The 11,347-nt window shown below is 58.5% G+C and carries 15 protein-coding genes; 4 read left to right on the top strand and 11 right to left on the bottom strand.

Annotated elements, in window-relative coordinates; genetic code table 11:
• From KGZ89_07665 to KGZ89_07625, 9 genes are all read right to left on the bottom strand, one after another.
• On the bottom strand, positions 1-662 hold a 662-nt coding region (locus KGZ89_07665), incomplete at its 3' end, for a phosphoribosylformylglycinamidine synthase II (GenBank protein MBS3974724.1).
• Positions 663-709: 47 nt separating this feature from the next.
• Positions 710-1,414, bottom strand: coding sequence for a phosphoribosylformylglycinamidine synthase subunit PurQ (gene purQ, locus KGZ89_07660; GenBank protein ID MBS3974723.1), 705 nt, complete (start codon positions 1,412-1,414; stop codon positions 710-712).
• Between the two features lie 3 nt (positions 1,415-1,417).
• Positions 1,418-1,651 carry a phosphoribosylformylglycinamidine synthase subunit PurS gene (gene purS, locus KGZ89_07655; protein MBS3974722.1) on the bottom strand — a complete coding sequence of 78 codons (234 nt, stop codon included), beginning with the start codon at positions 1,649-1,651 and terminating at the stop codon, positions 1,418-1,420.
• Positions 1,652-1,653: 2 nt separating this feature from the next.
• Positions 1,654-2,070, bottom strand: coding sequence for a hypothetical protein (locus KGZ89_07650; GenBank protein ID MBS3974721.1), 417 nt, complete (start codon positions 2,068-2,070; stop codon positions 1,654-1,656).
• A gap of 5 nt (positions 2,071-2,075) precedes the next feature.
• Positions 2,076-2,969: a phosphoribosylaminoimidazolesuccinocarboxamide synthase gene (locus KGZ89_07645; GenBank protein MBS3974720.1), complete on the bottom strand. Its 894-nt coding sequence runs from the start codon at positions 2,967-2,969 to the stop codon at positions 2,076-2,078.
• A 31-nt stretch (positions 2,970-3,000) separates the two neighbouring features.
• On the bottom strand, positions 3,001-3,210 hold the full coding sequence (locus tag KGZ89_07640) for a hypothetical protein (protein ID MBS3974719.1): 210 nt from the start codon (positions 3,208-3,210) through the stop codon (positions 3,001-3,003).
• A 68-nt stretch (positions 3,211-3,278) separates the two neighbouring features.
• Complete coding sequence (locus tag KGZ89_07635) at positions 3,279-4,691, bottom strand: HAMP domain-containing histidine kinase (protein ID MBS3974718.1); 1,413 nt, start codon at positions 4,689-4,691, stop codon at positions 3,279-3,281.
• 4 nt (positions 4,692-4,695) lie between these two features.
• Positions 4,696-5,403 (bottom strand): response regulator transcription factor, encoded by a 708-nt coding sequence (locus tag KGZ89_07630; GenBank protein MBS3974717.1) that lies wholly within the window; start codon positions 5,401-5,403, stop codon positions 4,696-4,698.
• A 122-nt stretch (positions 5,404-5,525) separates the two neighbouring features.
• Positions 5,526-6,098 carry a rubrerythrin family protein gene (locus KGZ89_07625; protein ID MBS3974716.1) on the bottom strand — a complete coding sequence of 191 codons (573 nt, stop codon included), beginning with the start codon at positions 6,096-6,098 and terminating at the stop codon, positions 5,526-5,528.
• A 177-nt stretch (positions 6,099-6,275) separates the two neighbouring features.
• Between KGZ89_07625 and KGZ89_07620 the strand changes: the two genes are divergently transcribed.
• Complete coding sequence (locus tag KGZ89_07620) at positions 6,276-6,788, top strand: transcriptional regulator (GenBank protein ID MBS3974715.1); 513 nt, start codon at positions 6,276-6,278, stop codon at positions 6,786-6,788.
• A gap of 6 nt (positions 6,789-6,794) precedes the next feature.
• Here the strand turns inward: KGZ89_07620 and hisF are convergent, their stop codons facing one another.
• Together hisF and KGZ89_07610 are read right to left on the bottom strand one after the other, a co-directional pair.
• Positions 6,795-7,574: an imidazole glycerol phosphate synthase subunit HisF gene (gene hisF, locus KGZ89_07615; GenBank protein ID MBS3974714.1), complete on the bottom strand. Its 780-nt coding sequence runs from the start codon at positions 7,572-7,574 to the stop codon at positions 6,795-6,797.
• 37 nt (positions 7,575-7,611) lie between these two features.
• Entirely contained in the window at positions 7,612-8,955 is a 1,344-nt protein-coding gene (locus KGZ89_07610; protein ID MBS3974713.1) for an adenylosuccinate lyase, read from the bottom strand.
• A 165-nt stretch (positions 8,956-9,120) separates the two neighbouring features.
• Between KGZ89_07610 and nikR the strand changes: the two genes are divergently transcribed.
• The 3 genes from nikR to KGZ89_07595 all read left to right on the top strand — a co-directional run bounded on the left by nikR (position 9,121) and on the right by KGZ89_07595 (position 11,318).
• Positions 9,121-9,540: a nickel-responsive transcriptional regulator NikR gene (gene nikR / locus KGZ89_07605; GenBank protein MBS3974712.1), complete on the top strand. Its 420-nt coding sequence runs from the start codon at positions 9,121-9,123 to the stop codon at positions 9,538-9,540.
• 99 nt (positions 9,541-9,639) lie between these two features.
• Positions 9,640-10,623, top strand: coding sequence for a 4Fe-4S dicluster domain-containing protein (locus KGZ89_07600; GenBank protein ID MBS3974711.1), 984 nt, complete (start codon positions 9,640-9,642; stop codon positions 10,621-10,623).
• Between the two features lie 56 nt (positions 10,624-10,679).
• Positions 10,680-11,318, top strand: a complete 639-nt coding sequence (locus tag KGZ89_07595) for a cytochrome b/b6 domain-containing protein (protein ID MBS3974710.1) — start codon at positions 10,680-10,682, stop codon at positions 11,316-11,318.
• The last annotated feature ends 29 nt before the right edge of the window (positions 11,319-11,347 follow it).

Genomic DNA, 11,347 nt, shown 5'->3' with positions numbered 1-11,347 from the left:
CCGCCGATCCCGTCTCGGCCGGTCGTCGAGCCGATAAGCAGCAGCAGGTTACCCGCTCCCGCCGCTGCCGCCCGCGTCAGCCGCTCCTCGCGCATCAGGCCGATGCCCATCGCGTTGATCAGGCAGTTACCCTCATACGCCTCCTCGAAGTAGACCTCTCCACCCACTGTAGGCACTCCGAGGCAGTTCCCGTAACCGCCGATACCCGCGACCGCTCCCTCAAAAAGATAGCGCTGCCTGGGTTTATCCAGCGTGCCGAATCGCAAGGAGTTCAAGATGGCGATCGGCCGCGCGCCCATCGTGAAGATGTCGCGGATGATGCCTCCGACTCCCGTGGCCGCTCCCTGGTAGGGCTCGATGGCGCTGGGGTGATTGTGTGATTCCATCTTGAAGGCGACAGCCCAGCCGTCACCAACGCTGATGACTCCGGCGTTTTCGCCGGGTCCCTGCAGCACATGCGGCCCCTGCGAAGAGAACATCCTGAGCGCGGTGCGCGAATGCTTGTAACTGCAATGCTCCGACCACATCAGCGAGTACATGTATAACTCGGTAACACTCGGAGTGCGGCCGAGCAAGTCCACAATCCGCTCGAACTCGTGGGATTTCAAGCCGAGCTCCTCGGCAAGTCTTGCTGCAAGATCGTTTGAGATGTCCTCGTGCATAGATTATGGCTCCTGTAAACAAAAACGGGTTGTCAACTCCGGCGCTGTCACACCGATTCCTGAATCCGGGCCATCCGCCCTACGATCGCCGAGAAGAAGCTCGCGCCGTCCCCGGTGCCGGATAGCGGGTCTACCGCTCGCTCGGGATGCGGCATGAGTCCGAAGACGTTGCCGCGCTCGTTGCAGATCCCCGCGATATCGTCGATCGCGCCGTTTGGGGCCGAGCCCGGCGAAAGCCGGGAGCCGTCCGGCTCGCAGTAGCGTAGTACCACCTGCTCGCCATCTTGCAGGCGCGCAAGAGTCTGCGGATCGCAGATGAAGTTGCCTTCGTTGTGGTTCACCGGAATCCGCAAGACCGTGCCCTCGGGCACGTCAACCCATTGGCAGACGCTTTTCTCGGCTCGCAGATGAACTGTCTTGCAGATGAACTTGAGTCCTGTGTTGCGTAGCAGTGCGCCGGGCAACAAGTGGGCCTCGGCGAGTATCTGGAATCCGTTGCAGATGCCCAAAACGGGACCGCCCCGGGCGGCAAAGCGCGCTACCTCGTCCATCACCGGACTGAATCGTGCTATGGCACCGCAACGCAAGTAATCGCCGTAGGAAAAACCGCCCGGAAGAATGATCGCGTCGAAGCCGGAGATATCAGTGTCCTTGTGCCAGAGGTAGCCCGCGTCAAAGCCCAGGTGCCGAACGGCATGCGCTACATCCTGTTCGCAGTTGGAGCCCGGAAACACCACAACGCCGAAGCGCATCACCTATGCCTCCTCGACGCTCTCGATACGGAAATCCTCGATCACTGGATTGGCAAGGAGCTTCTCGCACATCTCGGTCACTCCTTCGAGATCAGCATCGCTTTCGATCTGGATGAACTTGCCGATACGAACCTCTTTCACGGGATACCCAAGGTTTTCCAGCGCCCGCTTGGCGGCGGCGCCGGCCGGATCGAAGATGCCGTCTTTGTAAGTCACGAAAATATCATGACGCGCCATATTCACCCCTTGCCTTTCGAGGTCTTGCTGTCGCTTTCCTTTTTTTGAGCGGTTCGCCACTCCTTGCGGATCTTGCGGATCTTCACCATGTCGACGAAAAACGCCCCGAACAAACATGCGTATGCTATGACCAGCGAGATGTTACCCCAAGGCGGAGACTCCCTAAGCGCAAAAGCGCCAATCGACGTCACAACCGCCGAGAGAAGCAGTCCCATCCATATCTTGCGCCAGTACTTGAACTCCGGAGTGTCGGGATTCAGCTGAAGCTTAGGCCGGTCCTTTCGGCGGGTCTTCTTCTTCGCCGCCGAGGCCACGGACTCACCGGCCCCGCGCTTGGGTTTGGCGCTAGCGGCGCTCTTGCGAGTGCTGCCGCCTGCGTCCTTTTGGTACCTTTGATTGGTTGCGCTCCTTCGAGCCATCTGCTCTATCGATCCCTTTCTTTGGCGAACTCGCGACCCGTTATGAGCTCGTACGCCTGAATGTACCGCTCCGAGGTGCCGAGGATGACTTCTTGCGGAAGCGGCGGCGGTTCTGATTGCCGATCCCAGCCTGCACTATCGAGCCAGTCCCTTACATACTGCTTGTCAAAGCTAGCCTGCATCCGGCCTGGCATGTACTCATCGGCAGGCCAAAACCTGCTCGAATCCGGCGTCAGCGCTTCATCGACCAAAACGATGTGACCGTCTACGACCCCAAATTCGAACTTTGTGTCAGCAATAATAACCCCTTTTCCAACGGCGTGTTCGTGCGCGGCCGCGTAGAGGGCAAGCGAGAGACGTCTGATCTCCTCGGCATTTTGATTGCCGATGATATCAACCATGCGATCATAGCTTATGTTTTCGTCGTGTTGACCGATTTTCGCCTTGGTAGTGGGAGTGAAGATCGGGGCCTCCAGGCGGGCCGACTCTTCAAGCCCCGGTTGCAGCTCGATGCCGCACACCGCGCCGGTGCGAACATACTCGCTCCAGCCCGAACCGGCCAGATAGCCGCGCACAATGCACTCTACGGGAAAGACGCTGGCCTTTTTCACCAACATGAAGCGACCGCGCAGGTAATCGGCGTATGGAGTAAACCGCGAGGGAAGATCGGCTACGTCCGCCGAGATGAAGTGATTGCCAACGACATCGCCCAAAACCTCGAACCAGTAGAGCGACAATCCCGTCAAAACCTGACCTTTATATGGGACGGCCTCCGGGAACACCACGTCAAAAACGCTGATTCGATCGCTTGCCACCATCAACAAGTGGTCCCCGACGTCGTAGATGTCCCTGACCTTACCCTGGAAATCCGGACGAATCTCCGAACGAAGGTCCCGCATGACCGACAAGTCCTCGCTTTCTGGCTTCTGCTCAGCCGACTCTGCTAATAATCGCAAGTGATCCGTGCGCGACGGCGCCGACGACCAGAAGATAACCAACCAAACGGTGAACCTTCATGTGCGCCTTGCCCTGAAACTTGATTACTCGCTTGCCAACAAGCACTTGAAACACAATGCCCACGAATAATACAGTACCGCCGATAATAAGCATGTTGTTTACCAACTGGAAATCGGTCGCCATAAGATTCCGTCCTAACTTCCGGAAAGCCCGTGGAGTAAGGCAAAGATACCACTACTTTGGCCTGTTTATCACGAAGCCAGTGGTATCTTGATGGTGAAAACCGAGCCTTCGCCAACTTTTGAAGTCACACTGACGTTACCGGAGTGGCGGTCGACTATCTCCTTGACGATGGCAAGACCGATTCCGAGTCCCCCGCTCTCGCGATCACGCGCTCCATCAGCCCTCCAGAAGCGGGAGAAAACCTGCCCCAGGTCTTTCTCGGCGATTCCGATCCCCGTGTCAGCGACTTCGATCACGACGCTTCCTCCCTCGGAGCGAAGCGTGACCGTGACCCGACTTCCGGCAGAAGCGTACCTCGCGGCGTTCGAGAGCAGATTGCCTACTGCCTGCACCAAGCGGTCCTTGTCGGCCTTGATGGCAAGTCCTTGCGCCATCAACACATCGACCCTTATATCGGCTACTTCGAAAAGTATCGAGTAGGTGTCTACCGCCTCTCTTACGACATCGGCGGGATCGAGTCTAACCAGGTTCATCTGCATGCTCCCGCACTCAAGCCTGGTCAGCTCGAGTATGCCACTGGCAAGCCGAGACAGCCTCACTGTCTCGTTGCGAACGATCTCCAGATGCTCGCAATCCACCGGATATACGCCATCTTGCATAGCCTCGACGGTCGCCTGTATCGCCTGAAGGGGAGTCCGCAGCTCGTGGGCGACATCAGCAGTAAGTCGTCGCTCCAGGTTCCTGTCGGCCTGAATCGCATCGGCCATGTCGTCGAGCGTCCTGCCGAGAACCCCGATAGTGTCATCCGCGTAGAGTCCGGTGCGCGCGGCCTCGTTGCCCGAGCGCAGGGCGTCAGCGGTCTCAATGATCCTGTCGATAGGGCGCACGAATGTCATGGCGAAGCCCATCCCCGCAAGCGATGCGGCGCCTACCGATATCAACGCAGCGATGCCCATCGCAATGATGCTCGACTCCCTAAAGCGAGTGTCGTTTTCGGTAATAAGCCCTTGGGGAGAGAGCGGCCAAACTCTAACGTAACCCACCATGGCTTGGCCTGCGACCACAGGAGCAATAACTACCCCGCCAGCAGGCTGGGTGACACCAGCGGGAGATCCAATGATGTGACTAGTAGCGCCGGTCGCAAAGGAGTCATCGTAGATGATGTTACCGTTAGAATCGATAACCTGAAGACCTAATCCTGAAAGTATCCCGTAGCGCGGAAGACGCATAAATGATTGCGCGGTCCAACCTCCATTTGCCTCGTAGCTATGCGAGAGCATAGTGGCGGCGCCGCTGGCAGTGTGCTGCAATCCTTCCCGGATATACGCATCGAACTGCTGCGCCCAGGTAAAGTACAGGATGGTAGCGGCAAGTGCCATCGTCAAAGCCGCAACAGCAGCAGCCGCAAATGCGAAACGCATAGTCAGACTGGTGTACCGCTTTCCGTTTTTTTGCATCTTATGCGCAAAAACCGCGCGCATACTGTCACTCCTCCGAAAGCGGCGATTCGAAGCGATAGCCCACACCGTGAACCGTGTAGATAAAGGTCGGAGACCTCGGGTCGTCCTTCAGCTTGGCTCGCAGGTTCTTGACGTGACTGTCAATTACGCGCTCGTATCTGTCGAAGTTCCAGCCGAGCACCTTCTCCACCAGCTCCAGGCGCGCATAGACCCTGCCCGGATATCTGGATAGCGTCAACAGCAGCTTGAACTCGGTGGCGGTCAGATCGATCTCTTCTCCCGAGAGAAACGCCTTGTGTCCCGCCACGTCGATCTCCAAGTGTCCGAATACCAGTCGATCGCGCTGTGGCTCGTCTGTCACATGCGCCCTGCGCAAAAGCGCCCGCACTCTGGCAACAAGCTCGCGAGGGGAAAACGGCTTGACGAGATAGTCATCGGCGCCGATCGCAAGCCCCGTGATGCGATCCTCTTCCTCGCCTTTAGCGGTCAACATGATGATGGGGGCGTCAGAGACGTCCCTGATCGCGCGACATACATCCTCGCCGCTGATCTTTGGCAACATCAGATCAAGAACCACCAGGTCAAAGCCACGCTTCAAAAAGGTTGCAATAGCTTCCTCTCCGTCAGCGACGGCCGTGACCCAATGGCCCTCCTTTTCGAGGTAGGCGGTTACCGCATCACGGATGACCTTCTCGTCTTCAACGACCAAAATGCGCCGACTAGCGTTCATCACCGACTCCTAACCGGCTCCCATCATCTGGGGCCTCAGTCACACACAAGCGAGAGTTATGCCAGCAAAGACGGTGCTTGAACAACGGCCACATCCCACAGCTCAGATCGATCGCGCCCTATCAATCAGTAGTTTTCCGCCAACAGCTCGTAGTACTTCCGGGGATGCACGCAGGCCGGACATATATCGGGAGCGGATTCTCCCTCGAAAACGTAGCCACAGTTTCTGCAGTGCCACTTCGAGGCAGACGGCCTATCGAACACCCTGTTTTCGGTCACGTTTTCGAGCAGTTTACGATAGCGTGCCTCGTGAAACGCCTCTACCTTGGCGATCTCGCGAAATGCCTCTGCGACCTTGGGGAACCCCTCAGCTTCCGCGATATCAGCGAAATCCGGGTACAGGGTGCCCCACTCCATAAGCTCGCCTTCTGCCGCGTGCAACAGGTTATCGGCGGTCGTCCCAAGTGTTCCCGCCGGGTATCCAGCGGTTATCTCGACTTCCCCGCCTTCGAGGAACTTGTAGAAGACCTTCGCATGCTCTTTTTCGTTCTCGGCAGTCTCGGTGAACAAGGTAGCGATCTGCTCGAAGCCCTCATTTTTGGCGATCGAGGCGTAGTAGGTGTAGCGGTTACGGGCCTGTGACTCTCCTGCGAAAGCTTTCAGCAGGTTTTGCTCGGTACGGGTACCCTTAATGCTCATGTGAATCCTCACTTTCATAGTCGGGGCAGGACTGGACACCTGCTTTGGCCGCAAGGCGTCAGGTGCCTAGTCTAACAAAAACACCGGGCAGCGATAAGGCCGAGCGTCTCGCCGCGAGCTTTTGTGCGATAATGGGCGTTGTCACAAACAGGGGGTATCGTAGTGCATAAGAGCTTTGTGTTGACGTTAACTGGCAAGGAGCGTGTTGGTGTAGTCGAAGAGACCACAGCCGCTCTATTGGAGCTGGGCGCAAACATCGAAACCTCAAAGATGACGCGCCTGGGTGGCGAGTTCGCGATGCTGATGTTGGTCAGCGTTCCCGAAAGAACTGTCGACGCACTGGCTTCAATCGTGGAGCGCCTCGCCAAAACGGGCTACCAGGTGACCGCGACGACAACCGAGCCGCTTCAGGATTCGGCTTCCGGGCTGAGGGTCCCGTACCAGGTCATCGTGCAAGGCGCGGACCACGAAGGCATCGTTCATGAGATCGCAGCTAATCTCGCCCACTTTGGGATAAACATAGAGACTATGGATACCTTTGTGTCTCCGGCCGCTGTAAGCGGCATGCCGCTTTTCAGCATGATAGCTACGGTGGAGGTACCGTGTGATCTGGAGGAAGGCGCCTGGACAGAGAAACTTCGCAAGGCGGCCACCGATACGAACGTGGATATAACGATCACAGCCTTGTGATGGCGACTACCGCCTTGCGGTAGCGATTATCGGAATGCCCCGCTCGGCCAGGTACTCTTTGACCTCTCCAACGGAAAAGGTCCTGAAATGAAAGACCGAGGCCGCCAAAAGCGCGCTCGCCTTGCCCTGAGTCACTCCCTCATAGAAGTGCTCGAGTGTGCCTGCGCCGCCCGAGGCGATCACGGGCGAGGACACCGCTTCGGCCATCGCGCGCGTAAAGGGGATGTCATAGCCTGCCAGAGTGCCATCACCGTCCATGCTTGTGGGAAGGATCTCGCCAGCGCCTAACTCCTCACATCGGCGCGCCCATTGCACGCAATCGATGCCGGTCGGCCTCTGACCTCCACTGACCACGACCTCGAAGCCCGAAGGCATCGCCGAGTTCCGCTTTCCGTCGATCGCAACTATCACCCGGGCGCTACCGAATTCCGCCGCCGCTTCACTGATAAGCTCAGGCCGTGCGACTGCGGCGCTGTTCATCGAAATCCTGGACACGCCCGCCGAGAAAAGCGCCTCCATGTCGGCGAGCTCATTAATGCCTCCGCCAACGATCAGGGGAGTGTCGCCTAACGCCTGCGCCACCTCGCGCGCCCACGCCAAACGTGTCTTGCGGCCTTCGACAGTAGCGGCGATATCCAGCATGGCAACCTCGTCGGCGCCCGCTTCGCGGTAGTGCGCGGCGTTTTCAACCGGATCGCCGGCGTCACGCAAATCGACGAAGTGAACCCCTTTCACCACACGGCCGTCCTTCATGTCCAGGCAAGGAACGATCTTGACAGGTTCCACTCGACAAACCTCCTGTTCTCCCGAGATAGAGGGTCTTCTAAAACTCACAACTTTCCAGCCGGTCGAACAGCTCGCCGGTGCGTGAAAGGAAAGCGTGCGGATCGAAGATCTCGTCCATCTCGGCGTCTGTGAAAACTCCCGGCAAATCCGCTTCGATCCTTTGCCGCAAACTTAGGCCGCCGCGCGCTTCCTGGATGTCCGCCCACACGCTCATCGCGTTTCGCTGCACCACCGCGTAGGCCTCTTCCCGCGTCATCCCGCTGTCGACAAGCCTCAGCAGCACCCGGCTGGAGTAGATCAGCCCGCGAGTCGCCTCGAGATTCGCCGACATACGCGCCGGATACAGCACGAGCCCATCGAGGATCCACTCCACCTTGGAGAGCAGGTAATCCAGCGCGATCGCGGAATCAGCGAGCACCACTCGCTCCGCGCTCGAATGCGAGATATCACGCTCGTGCCAAAGCGCGACGTTGTCAAAACCGACCTGGGCGTTGGCCTTCACGACGCGCGCAAGGCCGCATACTCTCTCGGCGGTAATAGGGTTGCGCTTATGCGGCATCGCCGAGGAGCCCTTCTGGCCTGTCGTAAACGGCTCTTCGACCTCAAGGGTGTCTGTGCGCTGAAGGGCGCGTACCTCCGTGGCGATATCCTCGACTACGGCAGCCACTGTAGCCATCACTGCGAGATACTGCGCGTGCCTGTCGCGTGGCACTACCTGAGTCGACAGCGGCTCCGGCTTCAGGCCGAGGTGCTCGCAGACGTACCGCTCGACGAAAGGATCGATGTTGCTGTAGCTGCCGACCGCTCCGGAGATCGCCCCATACGCAACGGCCTCCCGGGTGCGAAGCAGGCGCTCCTCGGAACGCTTCATCGCCCAGGCCCAACGCCCGAACTTCATCCCCATGGTCATCGGCTCGGCGTGAATGCCGTGTGTACGGCCAACGCAGAGCATGTCGCGAGTCTCTTCGGCCCGGCGTTTGCAAATCCGGCCGATAGCGCGCACATCTTCGATGAGAACATCCAAAGCCTGCGTCATCTGATAGCACAACGCCGTATCGCCCAGATCCGAAGAGGTCATGCCGTAATGCACCCATCGACTAGGCTTCGGTTGACCCTCTGGAACAGCGGCATCGATATTCTCGGCGAGGTTGGTGAGAAACGCGATGACATCGTGGTTGGTCTCGCGCTCAATCTCGTCGATACGCGAAATGTCGAAGGACGCCGTGGCCCGGATGTGAGCGGCCTCCTCGGCGGTAATACCGATTTGGCCGAGAACGACCTGCGCCTCGCAGGCGAGAATCTCGATCTCCCGCCAAATCTCAAACTTGTTCTCAGGCGACCAGATTCGGGCCATCTTGGGGCGCGAATACCGTGGAATCATCAGTCGGGACCTCCAGCTTGTTGGCACAATTGACAGGCGACATGAAGAGTCATCTCGCGCTCACATTATCACTCAAAGGAGCCCTCGGGGTCACGCATACATGCTGCAGGATGTAACATGCTTGTGTAGACTCATAAACTAAACGATCTTGGGGAGGTAAAAGCGTTGTCGCAAATCATCAGATTCGGAACCTCCATCGATGAACATCTGCTCGCCCGCTTCGACGCGCTGATCGCCGAGAAGGGCTACGTCAACCGCTCGGAGGCGATACGCGACCTTATCCGAAACGCGCTAGTGGAAGAGGAGTGGCGCAATGACGAGAGCTGGGCTGTGGGCACGGTCACGCTGGTCTACGACCATCATTCGACCGATCTTGCCGACAAGCTCACCGAGCAGCAGCACAATCACCACGATGCGATCGTCTCCTCGCTGCACGTGCACCTGGATGCCCACCACTGTCTTGAAGTCGTGGTTCTGCGCGGCCAGGTCCAGAAGCTCGGGCGAATCGCAAGCGAGCTTATCGGCACAAAGGGCGTGAAACATGGCAAGTTTGTCGCCACCACCGCTGGTGAAGGGATTTCGTAATCCCTGATTGACATACCCCCAGGGGTATTCTAGAATGCTTCCCATAACGGTTTACCGCTGCTACGCACAAAGCGCGGGCGTACGAGGAAGCAGGCAACAATGGATGATCAAATGAGCAGACGGGAGTTTCTGGCCCGCTTTGCCGCAGCTGGAGCGGCCGGCGCAACAACGCTGGCGCTACCCAAAGAGGCGCTCGCGTATGACAGCGCTGATGTCGAGCAGATCGGTACCTTCATCGATATCAGCAAGTGCATCGGATGCGGCGTATGCACCGATGCGTGCAGGAGCAAAAACGCGGCTCGCTTCCCTGAGCCGGTCGACAACATACCCGATAACTGGCCCACCGGCACTCACGAAGACTGGTCGGACAAGCGTGATCTGACCGACCGGCTCACACCCTACAACTGGTCATTCATCGAGACCGTAGAGGTCGATGGGAACGCGCTCCACATACCTCGCAGGTGTATGCATTGCGACAATCCGCCCTGCGCCAACTTGTGCCCGTTCAGCGTGAAGGAAAAGCAGGCCAACGGCGCAGTGGTCATCAACGAAGACGGCTGTATGGGCGGCGCGAAGTGTCGCGATGTCTGTGCCTGGTCCATTCCGCAGCGCCAGGCAGGGGTCGGACTTTACATGAAATTGGTGCCGGGTCTCATGGGTGGCGGCGTGATGTACAAGTGCGACCTTTGCGCCGACTTGCTCGAAGAGGGCCAACCGCCGGCATGCGTGTCGGCTTGTCCGACGGGCGCCTTGCAATCAGGTCCCAAAACGGAGATGAGCAAGCTCGCCGAGGAGCGCGCCGCCGAGATCGGCGGATACACCTACGGCATCACGGAAAACGGAGGCACCTCCACCTTCTATGTTTCCCCTGTGCCCTTCGAGCGCATCGACGAAGCGATCTCTAAGCGCAAGGAAGAGCTTCCCGAGCCGATGCGTAAAACCGTACCCGGAATGAAGCCTGGGGTGGAGAACTTCCTCGACACGGCTAACGGCATAGCGGCCGGTTACATCATCGCTCCGATCGCAGGCGTGGCCGCAGCCGCGTGGGCGGCTTCCAAGGCATGGAAAGGCGGCACGAAATGACCTCGCGCGCAGATTCGAGCTCAAGCAGGAAGATCCGCTCACGACCAGACCGCATCATGCGGCAGTCGATGGAAAATCGGCTGGTTCACTGGCTTGTGGCGCTCTCAACCTTCGCGCTGATCTTCTCCGGCTTCGGTCAAATGCCGATGTACGCGAGGTACGGCTTGGCCGCTCTGCCCTACATGGCCTGGACCGCGGATTACCACCTGACACTCACCATGCACTATCTAGCGGGCACGGCCCTTGTCTTCGCCATCATCTTGCACCTCGTCTCCACCATCGCCACACGCAGGTTCACCATTCTTCCCAGGCGAGGCGACTTCCGAGAGTCCGCGAAGATCATCGCTGCGATGCTCGGCAGGGGCAAGGAGCCCGTCTCGCACAAATATCTTGCCGAGCAGCGCCTCGCTTATGCGTTTATCGGCGGTAACCTGCTCATGGTCACGATCACCGGCCTGGTGAAGGTCGTGAAAAACCTGCCCGGAATCGATATGGATCCCACGCTTATATTTGTGGCCACAACACTTCACAACGCCTCGGCGATGCTCATCGTACTTGGCGTGCTGGGACACTTCGCGGCGTTTGCGATAAAAGCGAACCGCAATCTGCTACCGGCGATGCTCGACGGCACGGTGGATCGCAAGTACGCCGAGGAGCGCCATGGACTGTGGTATCGCGAGATCGAAAAAAGGTAGCGGCCCCATAACAGGACCGCTACCTAAAC

This window comes from Actinomycetota bacterium, from assembly GCA_018334075.1.
GTDB lineage: Bacteria > Actinomycetota > Coriobacteriia > Anaerosomatales > UBA912 > JAGXSC01.
This window is presented reverse-complemented; position numbering and strand designations above follow the sequence as displayed.

What these genes read in the sequence shown, in the direction of transcription:
- KGZ89_07640 (MBS3974719.1), bottom strand. Translation starts at nt 3,210, where the DNA reads ATGGCGACCGATTTCCAGTTGGTAAACAACATGCTTATTATCGGCGGT.
- purQ (MBS3974723.1), bottom strand. Translation starts at nt 1,414, where the DNA reads ATGCGCTTCGGCGTTGTGGTGTTTCCGGGCTCCAACTGCGAACAGGAT.
- KGZ89_07625 (MBS3974716.1), bottom strand. Translation starts at nt 6,098, where the DNA reads ATGAGCATTAAGGGTACCCGTACCGAGCAAAACCTGCTGAAAGCTTTC.
- KGZ89_07650 (MBS3974721.1), bottom strand. Translation starts at nt 2,070, where the DNA reads ATGGCTCGAAGGAGCGCAACCAATCAAAGGTACCAAAAGGACGCAGGC.
- KGZ89_07645 (MBS3974720.1), bottom strand. Translation starts at nt 2,969, where the DNA reads ATGCGGGACCTTCGTTCGGAGATTCGTCCGGATTTCCAGGGTAAGGTC.
- KGZ89_07595 (MBS3974710.1), top strand. Translation starts at nt 10,680, where the DNA reads ATGCGGCAGTCGATGGAAAATCGGCTGGTTCACTGGCTTGTGGCGCTC.
- KGZ89_07600 (MBS3974711.1), top strand. Translation starts at nt 9,640, where the DNA reads ATGGATGATCAAATGAGCAGACGGGAGTTTCTGGCCCGCTTTGCCGCA.
- purS (MBS3974722.1), bottom strand. Translation starts at nt 1,651, where the DNA reads ATGGCGCGTCATGATATTTTCGTGACTTACAAAGACGGCATCTTCGAT.
- KGZ89_07610 (MBS3974713.1), bottom strand. Translation starts at nt 8,955, where the DNA reads ATGATTCCACGGTATTCGCGCCCCAAGATGGCCCGAATCTGGTCGCCT.
- KGZ89_07635 (MBS3974718.1), bottom strand. Translation starts at nt 4,691, where the DNA reads ATGCGCGCGGTTTTTGCGCATAAGATGCAAAAAAACGGAAAGCGGTAC.